At 70.7% G+C, this 21,800-nt stretch carries 17 protein-coding genes, 1 pseudogene and 2 riboswitches; of the genes and pseudogenes, 7 read left to right on the top strand and 11 right to left on the bottom strand.

What is annotated here, in order from left to right; all coding sequences use genetic code 11:
- Nucleotides 1–101: 101 nt before the first annotated feature.
- The 4 genes and pseudogenes from LDO26_RS07985 to LDO26_RS07970 all read right to left on the bottom strand — a co-directional run bounded on the left by LDO26_RS07985 (nt 102) and on the right by LDO26_RS07970 (nt 3,913).
- Nucleotides 102–1,265, bottom strand: a complete 1,164-nt coding sequence (locus LDO26_RS07985) for a polyketide cyclase (protein ID WP_232130556.1) — start codon at nt 1,263–1,265, stop codon at nt 102–104.
- Nucleotides 1,266–1,742: 477 nt separating this feature from the next.
- A pseudogene (locus LDO26_RS07980) lies at nt 1,743–1,811 on the bottom strand (DNA-binding response regulator); the annotation flags it as partial.
- A 154-nt stretch (nt 1,812–1,965) separates the two neighbouring features.
- Nucleotides 1,966–2,607 (bottom strand): response regulator, encoded by a 642-nt coding sequence (locus tag LDO26_RS07975; RefSeq protein ID WP_232130555.1) that lies wholly within the window; start codon nt 2,605–2,607, stop codon nt 1,966–1,968.
- A gap of 58 nt (nt 2,608–2,665) precedes the next feature.
- Nucleotides 2,666–3,913, bottom strand: a complete 1,248-nt coding sequence (locus tag LDO26_RS07970) for a sensor histidine kinase (RefSeq protein WP_232130554.1) — start codon at nt 3,911–3,913, stop codon at nt 2,666–2,668.
- Between the two features lie 207 nt (nt 3,914–4,120).
- Between LDO26_RS07970 and LDO26_RS07965 the strand changes: the two genes are divergently transcribed.
- The 5 genes from LDO26_RS07965 to LDO26_RS07945 all read left to right on the top strand — a co-directional run bounded on the left by LDO26_RS07965 (nt 4,121) and on the right by LDO26_RS07945 (nt 7,169).
- Entirely contained in the window at nt 4,121–4,711 is a 591-nt protein-coding gene (locus tag LDO26_RS07965; protein WP_232130553.1) for a GNAT family N-acetyltransferase, read from the top strand.
- Nucleotides 4,711–5,496, top strand: a complete 786-nt coding sequence (gene minC / locus LDO26_RS07960) for a septum site-determining protein MinC (protein ID WP_232130552.1) — start codon at nt 4,711–4,713, stop codon at nt 5,494–5,496. The genes LDO26_RS07965 and minC overlap by 1 nt, the downstream gene beginning before the upstream one ends.
- Before the next feature lie 24 nt (nt 5,497–5,520).
- Nucleotides 5,521–6,330 (top strand): septum site-determining protein MinD, encoded by an 810-nt coding sequence (gene minD, locus LDO26_RS07955; protein WP_232130551.1) that lies wholly within the window; start codon nt 5,521–5,523, stop codon nt 6,328–6,330.
- Nucleotides 6,331–6,332: 2 nt separating this feature from the next.
- Nucleotides 6,333–6,587 carry a cell division topological specificity factor MinE gene (gene minE, locus LDO26_RS07950; RefSeq protein WP_232130550.1) on the top strand — a complete coding sequence of 85 codons (255 nt, stop codon included), beginning with the start codon at nt 6,333–6,335 and terminating at the stop codon, nt 6,585–6,587.
- Nucleotides 6,588–6,650: 63 nt separating this feature from the next.
- Nucleotides 6,651–7,169, top strand: coding sequence for a hypothetical protein (locus tag LDO26_RS07945; protein WP_232130549.1), 519 nt, complete (start codon nt 6,651–6,653; stop codon nt 7,167–7,169).
- An 18-nt stretch (nt 7,170–7,187) separates the two neighbouring features.
- Here the strand turns inward: LDO26_RS07945 and LDO26_RS07940 are convergent, their stop codons facing one another.
- Nucleotides 7,188–7,736: a hypothetical protein gene (locus LDO26_RS07940; protein WP_232130548.1), complete on the bottom strand. Its 549-nt coding sequence runs from the start codon at nt 7,734–7,736 to the stop codon at nt 7,188–7,190.
- A 146-nt stretch (nt 7,737–7,882) separates the two neighbouring features.
- Between LDO26_RS07940 and LDO26_RS07935 the strand changes: the two genes are divergently transcribed.
- Complete coding sequence (locus LDO26_RS07935) at nt 7,883–9,889, top strand: M2 family metallopeptidase (protein ID WP_232130547.1); 2,007 nt, start codon at nt 7,883–7,885, stop codon at nt 9,887–9,889.
- Nucleotides 9,890–10,196: 307 nt separating this feature from the next.
- Here the strand turns inward: LDO26_RS07935 and LDO26_RS07930 are convergent, their stop codons facing one another.
- The 5 genes from LDO26_RS07930 to LDO26_RS07910 all read right to left on the bottom strand — a co-directional run bounded on the left by LDO26_RS07930 (nt 10,197) and on the right by LDO26_RS07910 (nt 16,267).
- On the bottom strand, nt 10,197–12,002 hold the full coding sequence (locus LDO26_RS07930) for a TonB family protein (protein ID WP_232130546.1): 1,806 nt from the start codon (nt 12,000–12,002) through the stop codon (nt 10,197–10,199).
- Nucleotides 11,999–13,444: a hypothetical protein gene (locus tag LDO26_RS07925; RefSeq protein WP_232130545.1), complete on the bottom strand. Its 1,446-nt coding sequence runs from the start codon at nt 13,442–13,444 to the stop codon at nt 11,999–12,001. Before LDO26_RS07925 ends, LDO26_RS07930 begins: the two co-directional genes overlap by 4 nt.
- Nucleotides 13,445–13,525: 81 nt before the next feature.
- Complete coding sequence (locus tag LDO26_RS07920) at nt 13,526–14,284, bottom strand: PP2C family serine/threonine-protein phosphatase (protein ID WP_232130544.1); 759 nt, start codon at nt 14,282–14,284, stop codon at nt 13,526–13,528.
- 2 nt (nt 14,285–14,286) lie between these two features.
- Nucleotides 14,287–14,967, bottom strand: coding sequence for a vWA domain-containing protein (locus tag LDO26_RS07915; RefSeq protein ID WP_232130543.1), 681 nt, complete (start codon nt 14,965–14,967; stop codon nt 14,287–14,289).
- 73 nt (nt 14,968–15,040) lie between these two features.
- On the bottom strand, nt 15,041–16,267 hold the full coding sequence (locus tag LDO26_RS07910; RefSeq protein ID WP_232130542.1) for a multidrug effflux MFS transporter: 1,227 nt from the start codon (nt 16,265–16,267) through the stop codon (nt 15,041–15,043).
- A 396-nt stretch (nt 16,268–16,663) separates the two neighbouring features.
- A riboswitch (glycine riboswitch) is annotated at nt 16,664–16,748 on the top strand.
- A gap of 2 nt (nt 16,749–16,750) precedes the next feature.
- Nucleotides 16,751–16,863: riboswitch (glycine riboswitch) on the top strand.
- A 165-nt stretch (nt 16,864–17,028) separates the two neighbouring features.
- Here LDO26_RS07910 and gcvP point away from each other — a divergent pair.
- Complete coding sequence (gene gcvP, locus LDO26_RS07905; protein WP_232130541.1) at nt 17,029–20,049, top strand: aminomethyl-transferring glycine dehydrogenase; 3,021 nt, start codon at nt 17,029–17,031, stop codon at nt 20,047–20,049.
- A gap of 191 nt (nt 20,050–20,240) precedes the next feature.
- On the opposite strand, the gene LDO26_RS07900 is transcribed toward gcvP, so the two are convergent.
- Complete coding sequence (locus LDO26_RS07900) at nt 20,241–21,683, bottom strand: MFS transporter (RefSeq protein ID WP_232130540.1); 1,443 nt, start codon at nt 21,681–21,683, stop codon at nt 20,241–20,243.
- Nucleotides 21,684–21,800 lie beyond the last annotated feature (117 nt).

Raw genomic sequence — 21,800 nt, 5'->3', positions numbered from 1 at the left:
CGCCGCGGTGCCGGACATTGTCCCCGACCCCCGAAACGACGCACGCCGCATCGGTGAGGATGCGGCGTGCGGACGACATCATCGCTGGAAACCCGGCGGCCTTACGGCTGGTCGCGCAGGGTCCAGTAGACCTGGAACTCGCCGTTCTCGGTGAACGCGTCGTCGATGCCGTTGAGATAGAACTCGTAGGGCCGGTCGGTGACCTGGTCGCCCTGGGTCAGCGCCCAGGCGCGGACCGCGTTGCGCACGTTGTCCAGCTCGGCCATGAAGCCCTTGTAGTTGGCCTTGGCGGCGCGGGTGCGGGGCACGTGCACGTACTTGACCGGGCCCAGCAGCTCCAGACCGGACAGCTCGGCGGCATCGGCCGCCGGCGCTTCGGCCACGGCGGGCGCGGCATCGCCGTTCTCGCCGTCGTCGTCGGCCTCGGAGACGGCCGGCGCGGCCGGACCGGTGCCCTTCTTGCGGACCGGCAGGGCCACGTCGAAGTTGTAGGTCTCGCGGCCCAGTTCGGTGGTGATGATGCGCAGCGGACCGGCGGCCTCGAGATCGTTGGCGGCCATCGTGCGGTTGATCCACTCGCGGTTCGACTTCATCGAGTCCTGGATGACCTGGTTGTTGCGCTCGATGGCGCCGGCGGCGACCACCAGCAGGTTCTCGGCCGGCCGATCGACCACGGCCAGGTCGCTGAGCGTGCTGCCCTCGACGCGGTAGTCGACGTTCGGGACCGAGGCCAGGATGTTCGACATCTGGCCCAGCGACAGCTTCATGTCGTCACCGACGTTGCGGCTGACGTAAAGGCCGGCGAAACGGCCGAGCAGATCCCAGCCATAGTCGACGTTGTAGGTCTGGCGGATCTCGATGTTGCGGTTGTTGCGGCCGGTCGGGCGCAGCGTGTAGGTCATCTTCTTGTTGTGGCCGCGCTGCGGGTTCTCGACCGCGTAGACCACGCGCGTGCCCGGGTCGGACTCGATGATTTCCCAGCTGCCCTTGCCGATGCGATCGACGGACGAGTCGTAGTCGACGCGGGCGCCGACACCGGCGTCGGGTCCCGACAGCTTCAGCGTCACCGCGGGGTCGTAGAGCGGGATGGACGACCAGTCCTTGAAACGGCGGAGGCTGTTGATCGTGTCGAACACGATCGTCTGCCGACGGTTGGTCTCGACCGATTCGGTCAGTGTCCGGCTGGACGGGAGCAACACGGCGACCACCACAAACAGCACGGCGACGATGACACAAGAGATCAGCAGTTCGAGCAGACGGGTCATTCAGGGTTCTCCAGGACCAATTCCGGCCTGATGCGGCACAGACCGGCAATCGTAGCAAGTTGCGCGGGGACGGGCGAGTACGTGGATGGGATGGCGCCGCGCGGCCGGTCGCGCTGTCCGGCGCCGCTGGAACGCCCGTCGACGGACAGCCGCCGCCCCGGGCGGAAGGTCGCCCGGGTATACCCGCGCGGCGCTTCCGCTTCATGACATGCCGTCCATGACGCACCCGCCGGCCGCCGAGACGCGGCCGGCCGCCCCGGCCGGCTGCAGCTGAAGGGCCCTCAGCACCGCCCGGTCGCGGTCGCGCACGCCGGGTTGGTAGGGTGAGCGCGGCCCCGCTTGCGAGGCACTGCCTCGCGGGCAGCGCGAACGCCCGCCGCGCTGCGGCGGGCTGGGTGAGGCGCCGCGGCTTGCGCGGCATGCCGCGCGCGGCAACGAACGGCCGGTGCGCTGCACCGGCCCGGAACAGCCTGTCGATCAGACCAGCTGCAGCTCGAAGGCCTTGAGCACGGCCCGGGTGCGGTCGCGCACGCCGAGCTTGGACAGAGTGAGCCGGCGCCGCTCACGAGGCACTGCCTCGTGGCGACGGCGAACGCCCGCCGCGCTGCGGCGGGCTGGGTGAGGCGCCGCGGCTTGCGCGGCATGCCGCGCGCGGCAACGAACGGCCGGTGCGCTGCACCGGCCCGGAACAGCCTGTCGGTCAGACCAGCTGCAGCTCGAAGGCCTTCAGCACGGCCCGGGTGCGGTCGCGCACGCCGAGCTTGGACAGGATGTTCGACACGTGGTTCTTGATCGTGCCCTCGGCCACGCCCAGCGAATTGGCGATCTCCTTGTTGGAGAACCCGCCGGCCATCAGCCGCAGGATCTCGGTCTCGCGCTCGGTCAGCGGGTCCGGGCGATCGAGGCTGACGAACTCGTTGCGCATCTGCTCCAGGCCGGTCAGCAGGCGCTGGGTCACCGCCGGCTGCACCAGCGAGCCGCCGTCGGCGACGGTGCGGATCGCGCTGACCAGCTGGTCCAGCGACACGTCCTTGAGCAGGTAGCCCTTGGCACCCGCCTTCAGCCCGGCCAGCACCAGCTGGTCGTCGTCGAAGGTGGTCAGGATGATGGTCGGCGGCAGCGCATCGGCGCGGGCCAGCGCCTGCAACGCCTCCAGCCCGGACATCACCGGCATGCGCATGTCCATCAGCACGACATCCGGCGCCAGGCCGGGAATCGTCGCGACCGCCTGCTGGCCGTCGGCGGCCTCGCCGATGACTTCGATGCCGCCATCGAGCGCCAGCAGCGAACGGATGCCCTGGCGGACCAGGTTCTGGTCGTCGACCAGAAAGACTCGGATCATGCTGCCTCCCGGCTTGCGTCAATGAGGGCCGGCATTCCGGCCGTGGCCACGGCGCGCATCATGCGCCACCGCCCGCATCCGGCGCGACCTGTGCCGGCGTCGCGGCCGGGGCGGACACGTGCGCAGCATCGCGCAGCCCGCCCTCGCCCGCCAGCGGCAGCTCCAGCCGCAGCACGAAGCCCTGGTCCGGCGCGGTCTCGACCTGCAGCCGGCCGCCGTAGGCGGCCAGCCGCTCGCGCATGCCGCTCAGGCCGTTGCCGGCGCGGGCGCTCTCGGCGCCGCGGCCGTCGTCGCGCGCATCCAGCCGCACCGCCGTCGGGTCCTGGGTATAGCGCAGGCGCAGCAGCTGGGCGCCGGCGTGGCGCACGGCGTTGGTGATGATCTCCTGGGTGCAGCGCAGCAGCACATGGGCACGCTCGGGATCGTCGATCAGGAAGTGCGCCGGCATCTGCATGTCGATGCGCAGGCCGGGCACGTTCTCCGCCAGCGGCAACAGGGTGGCGCGCATGTCGATGGCATCGTCGTCGCGCAGCTGGCTGACCACCTCGCGCACGTCGCTGAGCAGCAGCTTGGCCAGGGTCTGGGCCTGGTCCACATGTTCCTGCGCCTGCCCGCCGACCAGGTGGCTGGCCACCTCGAGGTTCAGGCTCAGCGCGGTCAGGTGGTGGCCCAGCAGGTCGTGGAGCTCGCGCGAGATGCGGGTGCGCTCGTTGACGCGCACGCTCTCGGCCAGCAGCGCCCGGGTGGCGCGCAGCTCCGCGTTGAGCCGCCGCTGCTCCTCGCGGGCCTGATTCTGCTGGCGGGCGACGAGCCCGGTGACGAAGGCGAAACCGGTGAAACCGACGTACAGGGCCGCCTGCAGCACCGCCTCCATCCAGGTGAAATCGAAGCCGCGTACGTAGACCGGGATGATGAAGAACTCGCACAGCACCAGCAGCGCGATGCCCAGCCAGACCGGCAGCAGCCATGGCAGCACGCAGGCGACGACCATCAGCAGGATGCTGCCCAGGCCGCTCTGGCTGTAGAAGCTGATCGCGATCGCGCTGCCCGCCAGCATCACCATCAGCAGGTGGTCGAGCGGCGTGATCCGGCGCTCGCCCAACCCGCGCGTCAACCACGCGTAGCTCAACCCGAACACGATCCAGGCCAGCCACGTCCGCCAGCTCTGCAGCAGCGCCAGCGACAGGTCCACGTCCAGCTGCTCGGACGGCGCCAGCGACAGCAGCAGCAGCGGCAGGCCGATCACCGCCCACGTGAACAGGCCGGCGATGCGCAGCAGGCGGTTGTGGTTCAGGTGCCCGATCATGCGCCGATGGTAGGCGCAAAGCCGCCCTCCCGACCGGGCCTGAAGTCATGCCGCCGGACCGGGCCGGCGGCACCCGGCGGGTCGCCCCGGCGTGCGCGGACATGCAATAATCCGTTCGTTGCGGCGCAAGGCCGCACGGCGTCGCCCCGCGCTGCCGCTGCAGCCCGCGGTGGTCGTACGTCCCGTTGTCAGCCACTGGAGTCTGGAATGTCGATCGTCGTCCGCGACGTGCGCGAGCACGAGCTGGATTCCATCCTCGAACTGAACAATGCCGCCGGCCCCTCGATCCTGCCCCTGGACGCCGACCGCCTGCGCCATCTCTTCGACACCGCCGAGTACTTCCGCGTCGCCGAGCGCGACGGCGCGCCGACCGGCTTCCTGATCGCGTTCGGCTCGCGCAGCGGCCACGACAGCAGCAATTTCCAGTGGTTCGCCGCGCATTACCCGGATTTCTTCTACATCGACCGCATCGTCGTCGCCAGCCGCCGCCGCGGCGGCGGCGTGGGCCGCGCGTTCTACGCCGACGTGCAGAGCTATGCCGAGGTCCGCTATCCGGTGCTGACCTGCGAGGTGTTCCTGGAACACGACAACGACCCGGTCCGCCTGTTCCACGGCAGCTTCGGCTTCCGCGAGATCGGCCAGCACGTGATGCCGGGCACCGACATCCGCGCCTCGATGCTGGTCAAGGACCTGTGCAGCTATCCGTGGGTGCGCGAGCGCTACGGCGACGCCCTGCCCGATGCGCCGTGGCTGGGCAAGCCGCGCGCGCGGCGCCAGGCGGCGGAGGCCGGCGCCTGATGGCCTCGCATCCAGCTCCCGCACCGGTCGACGGCTTCGAACAGGCCGGCGAACTGAAGATCGGCCAGGTCGGCATCGCCAACCTGCGCATCCGCACCCTGGATGTCGCCCGCCTCGGCGAGGAGATGCGCAGCCGCGTCGCGCGCGCGCCGAAGCTGTTCGAACGCGCCGCGGTGATCCTGGATTTCGGCGGCCTGCCGGCCACGCCCAGCGTGGACACCGCGCGGGCGCTGATCGCCGCGCTGCGCGAGGCCGGCGCGCTGCCGGTCGCGCTGGCCTGGGGCAGCAGCGACAACGCCGCGCTGGCCCAGGCCCTGGGCCTGCCGCTGCTGGCCCGGTTCCGCGCCCAGTACGAAAGCGGCGATGCCGGCGCGGCGCCCGCGCCGCAGGCACCGCCCCCCGCGCCCGCCCGCCCGGCGCCGGAACCCGCGCGCCCGCAGGCCGCGCCCGCGGGCGAGCCCGGCCTGATCCAGGCCGGCCCGGTACGCTCGGGCCAGCAGCTGTACGCGCAGAACCGCGACCTGACCGTGCTGGCCTCGGTGGGCGCCGGCGCCGAGGTCATCGCCGACGGTTCGATCCACATCTACGGGCCGCTGCGCGGGCGCGCGCTCGCCGGCGCCCAGGGCAACACCAGCGCCCGCATCTTCTGCCGCAGCTTCCATGCCGAACTCGTGGCAGTGGCGGGGCACTACAAGGTACTGGAAGATATCCCGAAGGAACTCCATGGCAAGGCCGTCCAGGTCTGGCTGGAGCATGACGAATTGAAGATCGCCGCACTCGAGTGACGGCGGCACACCAGGAGACGTGTTTTGGCTGAAATCATCGTGGTCACCTCGGGCAAGGGCGGCGTCGGCAAGACCACCAGCAGCGCGAGCATCGCCAGCGGACTGGCGCGCAACGGCAAGCGCACCGCGGTCATCGACTTCGACGTCGGCCTGCGCAACCTCGACCTGATCATGGGCTGCGAGCGCCGCGTGGTGTACGACCTGGTCAACGTGGTCCAGGGCGAGGCCTCGCTGAAGCAGGCGCTGATCAAGGACAAGCGCTTCGACAACCTGTACGTGCTGGCCGCCTCGCAGACCCGCGACAAGGACGCGCTGACCAAGGAGGGCGTGGAGAAGGTGCTGCGCGAACTCTCCGACGAGGGCTTCGAGTTCATCGTCTGCGATTCCCCGGCCGGCATCGAGAAAGGCGCGTTCCTGGCGATGTACTTCGCCGACCGCGCGATCGTCGTGGTCAACCCGGAAGTCTCCTCGGTGCGCGACTCCGACCGCATCATCGGCCTGCTGCAGTCCAAGACGCGCCGCGCCGAGGCCGGCGAGCGCGTGCAGGAATACCTGCTGCTGACCCGCTACAGCCCCGCGCGCGTGGAAACCGGCGAGATGCTGTCGATCGCTGACGTCGAGGAAGTGCTGGGCCTGAAGAGCATCGGCGTGATTCCCGAATCGGGCGACGTGCTCAATGCGTCGAACAAGGGCGAGCCGGTGATCCTGGACATGGAATCCCCGGCCGGCCAGGCCTACGACGACGCGGTCGCGCGCATCCTCGGCCAGGATCGGCCGATGCGCTTCACCACGGCGGAGAAGAAAGGCTTCTTCAGCAAGCTGTTCGGAGGTTGAGCATGGGCATGTTCGATTTCCTGCGGGTCAAGAAGAACACGGCGGAAACGGCGAAGAACCGGCTGCAGATCATCATCGCCCAGGAGCGCACCCAGCGCGGCGCCCCGGACTACCTGCCGCTGCTGCAGCGCGAGCTGCTCGAGGTGATCAAGAAGTACGTCAACATCGACGCCGACGCGGTCAAGGTCGACCTGCTGAAGGACGGCGACCACGACGTGCTCGACATCTCGGTCGCACTGCCCGAAGGCAACAACTGAGTGATCGGATCGGCCGTGACGGCATCGCGCCGCCAGGCGCGATGCAAGCCGGCATCCATTCCGATGAACGCACGTCCCGCCACCCAGGCCGCGACCGCCCCCACGCCGGAAGCCGGCGTGCTGCGCGTCGCCGACGTGCCCTGGGAGCGGCTGTCGTCGCTGCTCGCCGGGTTCGACCTGGCCTTGCGGCATGTCGCCCCAGTAGCCGCCATCCCCGGCAGCTACTGGGGCGACAGCGAAGCCGGGGTGATCGCCAGCGAGGTGTTCGTGCGCGACGACACCCCGGTGCATTCGCTGCTGCACGAAGCCTGCCACCTGATCGTGCTGCCGCCGGACCGGCGCGCGGCCGTGCACACCGACGCCACCGATTCGGTCGAAGAGGAAGACGCGACCTGCTACCTGCAGATCCTGCTTGCCGACCGCCTGCCCGGGGTGGGCCGCGACCGGCTGATGGCGGACATGGACGCGTGGGGCTACACGTTCCGGCTGGGATCGACGCGGGCCTGGTTCGAGCGCGATGCCGAGGACGCGCGGCACTGGCTGGCCGAGCGCGGGCTGCTGCCTGGGCAGGCAGACGCGTAGCGCGGAACCCGCTCCGTTCTACGGGAGGTTGCGCAGGTCGCGCGCGATGCCGGGCACCTTGTCCTCGGCCCACTCGTCGATCGCGACCAGCGCCGGCAGCGGTACCGATCGCTGGCTGGAGGTGAACACCGTCAACGTCGGCTCGCGGGCGCACCCTGCAGGCTGCGGCGCGCAGTTGAAATGGATCATGCCGGCGACCACGACGACCTCCGCCGCAGTGTCGTAGACCACCGCCCCCTTCTCGGTGCAGCTGTGCTGGCGACAGCCGGTGTGCAGCAACAGTCCATCGCCCAGGTCGCGCGTGCGGGTGGCATGCCGGTCCATGTCGGGAATGCCCAGCACTGCGCCCATCTGCTGCAGGAGCGGCCCTTCTGCGTGCAGGTAGGCGGCCCGGGCGTCACCGAAGAATGCCTGCTGGGCCTGGCCGGCGAACGCGGGCGCTTGCCGGTGCGCGTTGCCGGCCGCGTCCTGGGCCATCGCCGACACCGGCAGCGACGCAACGCACGCCGCGAGCAGTGCGGCGGCCACCGGAAAAAAGAAGGGGAATCGACCGCGATTGTCCGACATGGCAGCACCTCGCTGGATCCGGATGCGATTCCGAAGCACATCGGATCGCATCGCCGTAAGGGGTTCCACCCATACCACAGCGACACTTGCGGGCCTGTAACGGGCGCACTAGCCTCCCGTTTCCCATTGCCGACCGGAAGCCGTCCGTGAACCATCGCCACGCCCTGCTCGCCCTCGCGGTCGCCGCGAGCCTGACGTTCGCCGGCTGTACGCGCTCGCCGTCACCCGACGCGCCGACGCCCGCGGCATCCGGCACCGCACCGGCCGGAGAAACCGCCGACCAGTTCATCGCCCGGGTCAACGACGAGCTGCGCGCGCTGATGCCGGAGCTGACCGCCTCGCAGTGGCTGTCGGCGACCTACATCAACGACGACAGCCAGTTGCTCGCCGCCAAGTACAACGAGCGCTACCTGGCCCAGCTCAACCGCTGGATCGAGGATGCCAAGCGCTTCGAAGGCCAGCAGATGTCGGCCGAGACCGCACGTGCGATCAACCTGCTCAAGCTCGGCGCGTCGATGCCGCCGCCGCGCAACCCCGAGCACCTGGCCGAGCTGACCCGCATCGCCTCGAAGATGGAAGGCACCTATGGCGCCGGCAGCTACTGCACCGGCGAGGGCGAGGCGCGCAGCTGCCGCCAGCTCGGCGCGCTCGAGGACGTGCTGCGCAGCAGCCGCGACTACGACGCGCAGCTCGATGCCTGGCAGGGCTGGCACGGCATCGCCCGGCCGATGCGCCAGGACTACGTGCGTTTCGTCGAGCTGGTCAACGAGGGCGCGAACGACCTGGGGTTCGCCGACGCCGGCGAAGTCTGGCGCTCGGGCTACGACATGCCGCCGGCCGAACTGGCCGCCGAAACCGACCGCCTGTGGAACCAGGTCAAGCCACTGTACGAACAGCTGCACTGCTATACCCGGACCAGGCTGGAAGCGCAGTACCCGGGCCGCGGCACCGTCGACGGCGGGCTGCTGCCTGCGCACCTGACCGGCAACATGTGGCAGCAGGACTGGAGCAACCTGTGGGACACGCTGCAGCCCTACCCCAACGCCGGCGACCTCGACATCACCGGCGCGCTGGAGCGGCAGTACCAGAGCGCGCTCAACGCGCGCATGGTCCGCGAGAACGCGCTGATCGACAGCGACCGCCGCGCCGACGTCGCGCACGAGGCGCAGATCGAGAACGCCAAGCGCATGAACGAACGCGCGCAGGACTTCTACGTCTCCCTCGGCATGCCGAAGCTGCCCGCCAGCTACTGGGACAAGACCCAGTTCGTCAAGCCGCGCGACCGCGACGTGGTCTGCCACGCCAGCGCCTGGGACATGAACATGGCCGGCGACGTGCGCACCAAGATGTGCACCAAGCCGAACGAGGAAGACTTCACCACGATCTACCACGAGCTCGGCCACGTCTATTACTACCTGGCCTACAACAAGCGCCCGCCACTGTTCCAGGGCGGCGCGCACGACGGCTTCCACGAGGCGATCGGCGACACCATCGTGCTGGCGATGACGCCGCAGTACCTGCAGTCGATCGGCCTGGTCGGCGAGCAGCAGCAGTCGCAGGAGTCGCTGGTCAACTCGCAGATGCGCATGGCGCTGGCCAAGGTGGCGTTCCTGCCGTTCGGCCTGATGATCGACCGGTGGCGCTGGGGCGTGTTCGACGGCTCGATCACGCCCGACAACTACAACGGCGCCTGGTGGGCACTGAAGGCGCAGTACCAGGGCGTCGCGCCGGCCACGCCGCGCGGCGAGGAATTCTTCGACGCCGGCGCCAAGTACCACGTGCCCGGCAACACGCCGTACACGCGCTATTTCCTGTCGCACATCCTGCAGTTCCAGTTCTACAAGGCGCTGTGCGACGCCTCCGGCCACACCGGCCCGCTGTACGAATGCAGCTTCTACGGCAACAAGGCCGCCGGCGCGAAATTCTGGTCGATGCTGGAGAAGGGCAACAGCCAGCCGTGGCAGCAGACGCTCGAGGAACTGACCGGCGGCGAGCAGATGGATGCGGCGCCGGTGCTCGAATACTTCGCCCCGCTGCAGGACTGGCTGACCGAGCAGAACGAAGGCCGCAGCTGCGGCTGGAGCGCACCGGCAGCGGTGCAGTCGCCCGCGCCGGCGGAGACCCCTGCGGCAACGCCGCCAGCGCAGGGCTGACGCAGACCGGGAAACGGCACGACAGTGCCGGCCCAGGCGGTGGAATCCGCAGCGGCATCCAGCCCCTCTCCCGCACGCGGGAGAGGGTTGGGGTGAGGGCAAGCCCCTTCGCGCTGGCATGACGCGCCCGTGCGCGCCCCTCGGGGGCCGGCCTCGCGCTCCGCTCCGGCGTCCTGCGTCCGGGAGGTCCGCGGATGGCGGTTGATGCGATGCCACGATGGATGGCGGGTTGAAACCGCGCGCAGGGACACCTTCCCGTCCTGCGCGAGGCGCAGCCGTGCTTCCCGGGACCCCGGTGCACCCTGCCTCAGTACATCCTGAAGTCGACCGGCACGCGCATGCGCACGACGTCGACATCGCTGGTCGCAGCGCCGGGGTGGACCCGCCACCTGCGCGCCGCGCGCACGGCCGCATCGTCGAGCAGCGGGTGTCCGCTGCTTTCGGCCACGACGATCCGCTCAATCTCGCCGTTGCCCGCGACTTCGATGTCGAGCAGCACCGTGCCCTCGATGCCCTCGCGCACCGCCGCGGGCGGGTAGCGCGGCGGATTGGTCCGCATCGCGTCGCGGACCATCTTCTCCAGCAGGCCGTGGCCGCCGCCGGCCGCGCGGGACGAATGCAGGTCCGCCGCCACGGTGGGCGTCGTCTCCGCACCGGTGAAGACCACCTCCACGCGGCGGCGCGCACCCGCCTCGCTCGCCGCAAAGCGCCAGGAAAGCCCGGCCGCGCGCGCGGCGGTATCCAATGCCATGTCGCCCGAGGACGTCTCGACCAGCACCTCGACCACATCGCCCGAGGGGGCCACGTCCAGTGCCAGGGTGAGCGGATACCGCCCCGGGTGGGTTCGCGGGGTCTCCGGCAACCGGCGCGTGCTTTCCACGATCCCCGCCTGCACGAAATCCACCTCGACCTGCACCCCTGGATCCGAACCGGCACGTCGTCCATCCGGAACCCGGCTTGCCGGCCCGTGCCGTCGCAACCCGGTCCCTTCTTCCAGCCAGCCGGCCGCAGGCAGCACTTCCTCGGCGCTCTCCCTGGTTCGCGCCTCGACATCCGCGCCCCGAGCGCTGGCGTGCGCCAGCTCCGCACGCGCCCTGAGGATGCGCCAGCGATCGCGGGTCGCCCGCGGGTAGGCGAACATGCTCAGATCCAGCTGCGCCGCCGCGAGCTGCGCGAAGCTGTCGTCCGCCGGCGGCAACGACAGGATCATCGCGCCCAGTGCGGCCTCGGCGTCGCTGTCGACCAGGGTGATGGCGTAGCTGCCCCACAGTGGCCGGCGCTCGGGATTGACCGCCAGCGCCTGCAGCAGCAGCGTGCGCGCCGAATCCAGCAGCGCTTCCGGAGAGCGTCCGCTGAGGATCCCGGCCAGCTCGTCGGCCTGCTCGGGGGCACGACGGCCGATCAGGGCTAGGCGCATTTCGGTCAGCTCCATGTGCGCCAGCTCCTGCAGCGCGCCGTCGGCGGCAGGATCGGCCTCGACCATCCCGCGCAGTGCCTCGCGTCTGGCGAACAGCGCCTCCACATCGCGCTGGCCGGCCATCGCCCGCCGTTGTTCCAGATACTGCGAGCGGGCCGCGTTGTAGCGCGTGGCGTCGCGGCGCCGCGACGGCCGCTGCGCCGCGGCGGCGGCCATTTCCTCCCACAATGCCTGGACCCGCGCGTCCTGGCCGCGCGCCGACGCAGTCGCGATCTCGCCGATGCGGCGTTCGGACTGGTCCAGATGCGCCGCCCAGGACGGCCTGGCGGTGGCCGCGGGGGACTCGACCCGCTGCGCGCGCGCCCAGCGCGCATTGCGCTCGGCCACCTGCGCTGGCGATTCCGGCGCGGTTGTGACGCCCAGCAACAGCAGGACGATGGACACACCGACCGCCGACCACAGGTAGGTCGCGCTGGTGTCCTTGGCGGCCACCCACAGCAGCGACAGCACCGACACCGCGCCACCCAGCACCAGGCCGGTGCGGAACGCGCGCTGGCCGTCGCTGAAGTACGCCGGCGAGAACCAGTCGCCGATGCGCTCGAGCAGCGCGAACGGCAGCATCGACAGGTAGCCCAGCAGCGGCATGCCCACCACGGCCAGCAGCAGCACCGCGATGATGCCGACAAGCCACTTCATGGCCGCCGGCTCATGATCACCATCGGCACCAGCGCGACGAAGACCAGCAGCCCCAGCAGCAGCACGCCAGCCTGGAACGCCAGCGCCAGCGCATCCCCCCATAGCGCCCACCAGCCCCCGCTGCGCGAAGCCGCGTCGAACGCACGGTAGGCCGGCATGCCCCAACCCAGCAGCCATCCCAGCAGCACCGGGCCAAGCAGCGCCATGAACAGCCGCATCCCCAGCCCGGTCGGTGCCGTTGCCAGCGTCTGGGCCTGTGTCTGGGCGAGCCTCTGCCCCAGCGGCTGTTGCGCCGGCGCGCGCGTGCCGGCAGGCGCGTGCTGGCGTGCCGCGGCCCGCTTGCCGGCATTCTGGCGCCGCGCCCGCCGCTGCGCGCTGCGCTGGCGGGTGGCGCTCGCCTGACCGGCCTTCGACAGCGCCTCGGCGCGCGCGCAGGCCGCGCACGGCAGGCCGACGAAATGCTGGTGCTGGGCGTCGGCCTGGCAGGCGACCAGCAGGCCGCCCTCGCGGCGCGCGTAGCCGACCAGGGCCGATGCCCACTGCGCCGCGTCGGGCCGGTCCTGCGGACGCGTCGAGAATGCGCGGTCGAACATCCGCCGCAGTTGCTCCGGCATCGCCGCATGGCCGCTGACCGGCGCCGGTGCGATGTCGCGGTGCGGGCGCAGGCCATAGGCGTACATCTGCGCGCGGATGCGTCCCGGCAGGTCGGTCGGCGCCGCCTCGCCGCGGGTGCGCCCGCTGTAGGGATGGATGCCCGAGTTCAGCAGCTGGAACAGCACCACCGCCAGCGCGAAACGGTCCTGCGCGGCCTCCTGCCCGGGCCGCACGCCGCGCTGCTGGAACTCGGGCGCGAGATAGTCCACCGTGACCTGCCCGGCGGGAAAGCGCTCGCCCTCGCCCTGCACGCTGAAGCCGTCGCAGTCGAGCATCGCGATGTACAGCGACTCGCGGTAGAAGCGCACGTTGAGCGGTTTCAGGTCGACGACGTAGTGGCCGCGCCGGTGCAGGGCCGCCAGCAGCGTCGCCAGGTTGGCGGCCAGGGTCATCTTCGCGCCGAGGCCGGTCGGCAAACCGGCCGCACGCGCCTGCCGCTCCTGCAGCACGTGTTCCAGGTCGCTGGTCGCGGCGATGTCGAGGGTCGGCATGGCGAACCCGGCGAAGCGCCCGCGGGCATCGTGGACCAGGGCGCGCGGCCAGGCGATCTGCACGTAGCGGTTGCCGTGCTCGAGCCGGTCCGGCAGGTCCGGGCACAACGCCAGCATCGCCTCGAGCTTGCGCTCGTAGACCGCGAAATCGCTGCCCGGGTGGTAGAGCTTGACCACCTCGTCGGGCATGCCGTCGAGCAGGAACACGCTGCCGGCGCCGCCGCTCTTGATCAGCCGGCCCAGCCGCAGCGTGCGCTGGCGGCTGTCGCGGACGGTGCTGCCGGTGCGCGCGGGCATGTCAGGCGCGGCGACGGTGGACGGCCTGCGCCGCTGCGACCGGGGCTGCCACGGCAGGATCAACGACGGCGTGCATGGCGCCTAGCCCCGCTCCGGCCATGCCAGCAGCAGGGTCTTGTCGTCGCCGGTGATCGCGTCGGTGCGCGGATCGGCCAGCGTCGCCTGCAGCGCGCGCGCGCCCTGCGCCGCGTCGACCCCGCGCAGGTAGCGCGCCACCGGGTCGATGAACGGCGGATACAGCCCGCCGTCGCCGCGCGCCATGGCGAAGGCCTGGGCGCCGTCGCTCATCAGCGCCAGCTGCGTGGCCGGCTCCGCGATCCGGGTCAGGCGCAGGCGTTCGCGCCACTGCGGCCCGGACAGGAAGTAGGTCTCGTTGGCGTATTCGCCGTTGTCCGGCCGCGACACCAGTGCCGGCGCCTGCGCCGACTCGACCACCGCGACGCCGTCGCCGATGTGGAACAGCCAGCCGCCGGCCGCGCCCGCAGCCACGCCCACCACGGTGCAGGCGTAGTCGCGCAGGTCGTGGTGCGCCGCGGCGGCCTGCGCCTCCAGCCCACCGCGCACCGAGGCCAGCGCGTCGCCGAACGCCGCGCCCGCGGCCGCGGCATCGGCCCGCAGCAGGTCCTTGCCCCAGCGCAGGCGCGCGGCCAGGGCCTGCACCGTGGCCGAAGCCACCGTGCGTGCGCCGACGTCGGCATGCGCGGCCGAACCCGCGCCGTCGCACACCACCGCGACCAACACGCCGTCGACGACTTCCGCCGCGAACGCGTCCTGGCAGGGCTGCCCGCGATCGAGATGGGCGCGCCCCGTCGCCGAGGCCGCCACCACGTGCCAGGCCATCGTCAGACCGGGGCGAGGGACCAGCTGTCGGTCGACGGCAGTTGCACCTGCCCGCCGGGCGTGGAGTGCGAGACCACCTGCATGCTCGCGCTCAGCCACAGGAACAGCTCGCGGAACTGCAGCCCCTGCAGGCGCTTGACCCCGCGCTCGCCGTTGCGGCTGAAGCGGCCCAGCACCTCGACGTCGGCATCGCCGACCGCGATCGGGAACACCGCGACCTTGTTCGCCACCTCCGCGTCGTGGCAGCGGCCGGCGGCCGCCTCCCACGGGTCGGTGGGCACGCCGTCGCTCATCAGGAACAGCCATGGCCGGGTATAGGCGATGCCGGCGGCGCGGAACCGCGCCTTCTCGTCCTCGATCTCGTCGAGCGCAAGTTCCACCGCGCGGCCCATCGGCGTGGTGCCGCTGGCCTTCAGCGCGGGCGCCGAGAAGTCCATCGCATCGCACCACTCGCCGGCGACGTCGGCCGTGTCCATGCCGCCGTAGGTGACCACCAGCACGCGCACGCGCTTGGCCGCGATCACGTCGTCCCTGAGCTCCTGCTCCAGCAGCTTGAGGCCCTCGTTGAGCTGCTGGATCGGCTGGCCGCCCATGCTGCCCGAACAGTCGAGCACCAGGACCAGCGGGGTGCGCTGCTCGGTGTTGTCGACCAGTGCAACGTCGGGAATTCCCATGTCCGTCATCGATGCGTTTTCCATGCCTGATTCGTCGGCCGGCGAGGTTAACGCGGAACCCCGCAACCGTGCCAGCCACGCGTCACAGCGATGGCGGCAGCGCGACCGGATCCCCGTTCGCCGGCGGCAACGGACGGGCACGCTGCTCCCAGCGCCAGAACAGCCAGCCGACCAGCATGAACACCGCCCCGGCCAGTGCCAGGTGCAGCGGCGTGTCGCTGACCAGCGGCGACAGCAGGCCGGCGACGACGGCGTTGAGCACCAGGCCGGTGAAGGCCTGCAACGACGAGGCCGAGCCGCGCATGCCCGGATACATGTCGAGGATCGCCAGGGTCAGGATCGGAAACACCAGGGCGATGCCAAGCGCGTTGAGCGACATCGGCAGCACTGCCCACGGCACCGTCGGCACGTCGACCAGCAGGTTGTAGCCGAGGTTGGCAGCCATCGCCACGCCGCTGCAGGCGAAGCCGATGTTCGCCAGCCGGGTACCGGTGATGCGCCCGGCCGCGCGGCCGGACAGGAACGCACCGATCATCATGCCGCTGATCATCGGGATGAAGAACCAGCCGAACTGGCGCTCGCCCAGGCCCAGGTGGTCCATGACGAACACCGGCGCCGATGCGATGTACAGGAACAGCGCGGAGAAATTGAATGCACCGGCGGCGGCGATCCTCTGGAAGCGCGGGTTGACGAAGACCGCCACGTAGTCGCGCAGCAGCCGTCGCGGCACCAGCGAGATCCGCGCCGCCGGCGGATGGGTTTCCGGCAGCCGGAACCAGGTCACGACGAACAGCACCAGCGAGAACGCCACCAGGAACCAGAAGATCAGCGGCCAGCGCCCCCAGCCGAGGATCCAGCCGCCGATCAGCGGCGCGATCGCCGGGGCGATGCCGAAGAGCATCGACACCTGGCTCATCAGCCGCTGCGCGTCGTCGCCGTGCAGCACGTCGCGGATCACCGCGCGGCCGACGATCAGGCCCACGCCCGCCGACAGGCCCTGCAGCGCGCGGAACACCAGCAGCGTGCCGAGGTCGGTCGCCAGCGCGCAGCCCACCGACGCGACGATGAACACCGCAAGCCCGCCGAGGATCACCCGCCGCCGGCCGATCGCATCCGACAGCGGCCCGTGGACGATGCTCATCAGCGCATAGGCGACCAGATAGACCGCGATCGTCTGCTGCATCGCCAGCCGGTCGGCACCGAGGTCGGCGCCCATCGCCGGAAACGCGGGGAAGATGGTGTCGATCGAGAATGGGCCGAACATCGCCAGGCCCGCCAGCAGCAGCGCCAGCGTGCGCATGCTCGGCATTCGCGGGCCCGTTGCGGGCCTGTCCGTTTCCGGCGCCCCGGCCCGCGGCGCGCCTGTCTCCGGCGGACTCATCGGGGCACCCGGACGCGGAGCGCGCGCGGCCTGCACGCAACGCCGTTGTCGACTGCGACCGCCGACCGCGACGGACGCGCCAGCACCGGATGGATCATGACGAGGGGTCTCGAACGGGCCGCAGCCGTGATCGGCTGCCGGCAGGGGCGGCGGAAGCGCCGCACGCGTGCGGCCCGGCGGGCCGCGGGATGCCCATGATAGGGGCGCGGCCGGTCGACGTCAGCCGATGCCGGCCATCCACAGCGTTCCGCGTTCACGGTTCCCGACCGGACACGCGATCGCCGGCCCGTCCTGCCGCCGTGCCACCACCCCGCTATACTGGCCGGGTTCGCAGTGGGAGAAGCGGGGCGACCCGCTGCCGTAGGCGCAACCGCCCGGAATCGCTCAGGCCCAACACCGCTGCGGGCGACACACTCTGGAGAGACCGGCCGCCGGATCATCGGCGCACCGGCGCCGAAGGGGCACGAGGTCCGGCGACGCACGTGCGCGCCGGCTTCCAAACTCTCAGGCAAAAGGACAGAGGGGCGCGAGGAAAGCCAACCGGTCTTCCGGCGTCGGCCCAGTGCACCCGCAGCCAGGCGGTCCGGTCATTGACCGGCGACGCGGGCTCCGGTGCCCGGAACGACGACGGGAACCGGTCGCCCCCACCCGGAAAGCACAGGTCTTTCCGTCGTCCCCACCCTTTCCGGATGTCCGCCATGTCCAAGACCACCCCCGCGCTGACCGAGCTCGAATACCGTTCGGCCTTCGTCGACCGCCACATCGGCCCCAACGACGCCGAGATCGCCGACATGCTGCGCGTCGTCGGCCACGACAGCCTCGAGGCGATGACCGCGGCGATCGTGCCCGGCAGGATCGCCGCGGCGGATCCGCTGGCGCTGCCCGCGCCGGCCACCGAGGTCGAGGCGCTGGCGAAGATCCGTGCCATCGCGCAGAAGAACAGGGTGCTGCGCAGCTTCATCGGACAGGGCTACTACGGCACCCACACGCCGAACGTGATCCTGCGCAACATCCTCGAGAATCCGGCCTGGTACACCGCCTACACGCCCTACCAGGCGGAAATCTCGCAGGGCCGCATGGAAGCGCTGATCAACTTCCAGACCATGGTCACCGACCTCACCGGCATGGACATCGCCAATGCGTCGCTGCTCGACGAGGCGACCGCCGCGGCCGAGGCGATGACCCTGGCCAAACGCTCGGCGAAGTCCAAGTCCAACGTGTTCTTCGTCGCCGACGACGTGCATCCGCAGACCCTCGACGTGCTGCGCACCCGCGCCGGGGGCCTCGGCATCGAGTTGCGCGTGGGCCCGGCGGAAGCGGCATCGGACGCCGACAGCTACGGCGTGCTGCTGCAGTACCCCAACACCTTCGGCCGCATCGACGACCACGCCGCGGTGGCCGACGCGGTGCATGCGCGCGGCGGCATCGTCGCGGTCGCGGCCGACCTGCTGGCGCTGACGCTGATCCGCGCGCCGGGCCGCTGGGGCGCGGACATCGTCATCGGCAACTCGCAGCGCTTCGGCGTGCCGTTCGGTTTCGGCGGCCCGCATGCCGGCTTCATGGCCTGCCGCGACGCGTACAAGCGCTCGATGCCCGGCCGCCTGATCGGCGTGTCGGTCGACAGCGCCGGCAACCCGGCCTACCGCCTGACCCTGCAGACCCGCGAGCAGCACATCCGCCGCGAGAAGGCCACGTCGAACATCTGCACCGCGCAGGTGCTGCTGGCGGTGATGGCGTCGATGTACGCGGTCTACCACGGCCCCGAGGGCCTGACCCGGATCGCGCAGCGCACGCACCGCCTCGCCGCGATCCTGGCCGCCGCGCTGGGCAAGGCCGGCGTCGCGGTCGGCAGCGACTTCTTCGACACCCTGCACGTCACCGGCATCGACGCCAAGGCGCTGCACGACCGCGCGCGCGCGGCCGGGCTCAATCTGCGCGCCATCGACGCCACCTCGCTGGGCATCAGCGTCGACGAAACCACGACCCGCGCCGACATCGTCGCGCTGGCGGGGATATTCGGCGCGGCCGCCGACGTGCTGGACATCGACGCGCTCGACGCCGAGACGCCCGACAGGCTGCCCGCGGCACTGCTGCGCGACACCCCGTTCCTGCGGCACCCGGTGTTCAACACGCACCACAGCGAGCACGAACTGCTGCGCTACATGCGCGCGCTGGCCGACAAGGACCTGGCGATGGACCGGACCATGATCCCGCTGGGGTCGTGCACGATGAAGCTCAACGCCACCGCCGAGATGATCCCGGTGACGTGGCCGGAGTTCGCCGACATCCACCCGCTGGCGCCGGCCGACCAGACAGCCGGCTACACCGAGCTGATCGACGGCCTGGAGGCGATGCTGGCCGAGATCACCGGCTACGATGCGGTCAGCTTCCAGCCCAACTCGGGCGCGCAGGGCGAGTTCGCCGGCCTGCTGGCGATCCGCGCCTGGCACCGCTCGCGCGGCGACGACCACCGCGACATCTGCCTGATCCCCGAGTCCGCGCACGGCACCAACCCGGCGTCGGCGCAGATGGCCGGCATGACGGTCGTGGTGACCCGCTGCGACAAGGACGGCAACGTCGATGTCGACGACATCCGGGCGAAGGCGGAGAAGTATTCGGACCGGCTGGCCGCGATCATGATCACCTACCCGTCCACGCACGGCGTGTTCGAGGAGGACGTGGTCGCGATCTGCGACATCGTCCACCGGCACGGCGGCCAGGTGTACACCGACGGGGCCAACATGAACGCCCTCGTCGGCCTGGCCAGGCCCGGCAAGTGGGGCTCGGACGTGTCGCACCTGAACCTGCACAAGACCTTCTGCATCCCGCACGGCGGCGGCGGCCCGGGCGTGGGCCCCTGCGCGGTGAAATCGCACCTGGCGCCATTTCTGCCCTCGGCATACGCCCTTCTCCCACAAGGGGGGGAAGGTACCCAGGCACGCGCCGGCACTGTTCCTTCTCCCGCCAGCGGGAGAAGGCACCCCGAAGGGGCGGATGCGGGCACGGACGGGAGCGGACAGCCGGTGCCGCATGCAGTCGGCATGGTCTCCGCCGCCACCCACGGCTCGGCCAGCATCCTGCCGATCAGCTGGATGTACATCGTGATGATGGGCGCCGAGGGCCTGCGCCGCGCGACCCAGGTCGCGCTGCTCAACGCCAACTACGTCGCCACGCGCCTGGCCCCCCATTTCCCGACGCTCTACACCGGCCGCAACGGCCTGGTCGCGCACGAGTGCATCCTCGACCTGCGGCCGATCAAGGACGCGACCGGCATCTCCGCCGAGGACGTGGCCAAGCGCCTGATCGACTTCGGCTTCCACGCGCCGACGCTGAGCTTCCCGGTCGCCGGCACGCTGATGGTCGAGCCGACAGAGAGCGAGTCGCAGACCGAACTCGACCGCTTCGTCGATGCGATGATCCAGATCCGCGAGGAGATCCGCGCGATCGAGGACGGCCGCCTGGACCGCGAGGACAATCCGCTCAAGCATGCGCCGCACACCGCGATGCAGGTCGCCGCCGGTGAATGGACCCACGCCTACCCGCGCGAGCTGGCGGCGTTCCCGCTGGCGACGCTGAAGCTGCAGAAGTACTGGCCGCCGGTCGCACGCGTGGACAACGTGCACGGCGACAAGAACGTGTTCTGCAGCTGCATCCCGGTGGGTTCGGCCGAGCAGGAACCCGAGGCCTTCAGCGAGCCCGACGTGGTCTGACCTGCGCGGCGCAGCCTGCCGAGGCTGCCCCGCCTCCGTTGCCGGCGGACACCCGCCGGCGCGGTCTTCCGGCCACGCGCCACGCCACGTCCCCACGGCCTTCAACAATCGGTCGGGCGGTGCTTGCCGACAGCCTGACGGGGCGGGCCCGGACGCGTCCGCACACGGGAAATGCCGCCCTGCACTTGCCGTCAGGTCCCGGGGCGCGCCGCCGGCTTCGGCTCCGTGATCTCCTCGCCGGGCTTCGCGCGCCCGGACATCTCGGCGCCGGCGTCGGGCGCGAGCCGCAGCATCATCAGCACCGAACTCGCGGACACGAGGCCAACGGTGAGGAAGGCGAACGTGAAGTTGATCACCGCGTCGGTCGGCGTACCTGTCGCCAGGCTCGACAGGGTCAGCGCGTAGCCGCCGATCGTCACGCCCAGCGCAAGCGAGACCTGCTGGGCCATTGCAGCCAGGCTGCTGGCCTGGGCCATCCGCGCGGCATCGACGTCGACGTACACGATGGCATTGAGACTCGTGAACTGCAGCGAGCGGAAACACCCGCTGACCAGCAGCACGCCCACCATCAACGGATACGGCGTCTCGGCGCGGAACAGGCCGAAGCCGCATAGCAGCAGCGACGCCACCAGTGCATTGGTCACGAGCACCGGCCGGAATCCGAAGCGTTTCAGGATCCGCGCGGCGATCGTCTTCATGAACATCGCACCGGCGGCCGAAGTGAACGTGATCAGGCCCGACTGCACCGGCGACAGCCCGAACCCCAGCTGCAGCATCAACGGCAGCAGGAACGGCGTCGCACCGATGCCGATGCGGAACAGCGAACCGCCGAGCACGCCATTGCGGAACGTCGACAGCCGGAAGAGCTCGAGATCGACGAGCGGCCTGCGCCCCCGGGACCTGAAGTGCCGCGCATGCAAGCCGTACAGCAGCATCAGCGCGACCCCCAGCAGCAGGCACGTGATCGTGACCGGTGCGCCGACCATGTGCCGTCCGGCGGACGCGAAGCCGAAGATCGCGAGCGCCATGCCGCCGCCCGACAGCAGGAAGCCACGCCAGTCGAGCGGCCCCACCGCCTCCCGCAGCTGCGGAATGTGCCGCCATGCGAGCCAGATGCCGAGCAGCCCCATCGGAATGTTGATGAGGAAGATGAAGCGCCAGTGCGTGTACGTGGTGATCAACCCGCCGATCACCGGCCCCAGCATCGGTCCGAGCAATGCCGGCACCGTGAGCCAGCTGAGGGCGCGGATCAGCTCGGTCTTGGCAATGCTGCGCAGGATCACCAGCCGGCCGACCGGCACCATCATCGCGCCGCCCATGCCCTGCAGGAAGCGCGCGGCGACGAGTTCGCCGAGTGACCCGGAGACCGCACACCCGAGCGAACCCAGCAGGAACACGCCGATCGCGGCCATGAAGGTCGAACGCGCGCCGAACCGCTCGGCCACCCAGCCACTGACGGGAATGAACACCGCCAGCGCCAGCATGTAGGTCGTCAGCGCGAGCTTCAGCGACACCGGTTCCACGCCGAGATCCACTGCGATGGTGGGCAACGAGGTCGCAATCGCCGTCGAGTCCATGTTCTCGATGAACAACGCGGTCGCGACGATGAGGGGGAGCAGGCGTTCTGGTTTCAAGAGGTCGTGGATCGCCGGATCCGTGTCCTGACAGGCGTCACATCCTAGCCCAGCAGGGCGGCGTGGCTGCCTCTCCCTCCCCTTGCACCGCCTTTTCCGCGATCCACGCGACGCACG

Origin of the sequence: Proluteimonas luteida (assembly GCF_021191695.1) — a bacterium.
Taxonomy (GTDB): Bacteria; Pseudomonadota; Gammaproteobacteria; order Xanthomonadales; family Xanthomonadaceae; genus Luteimonas; species Luteimonas luteida.
The sequence above is the reverse complement of the archived record's forward strand: the minus strand, read 5'-3'. Positions and strand labels throughout refer to the sequence as shown.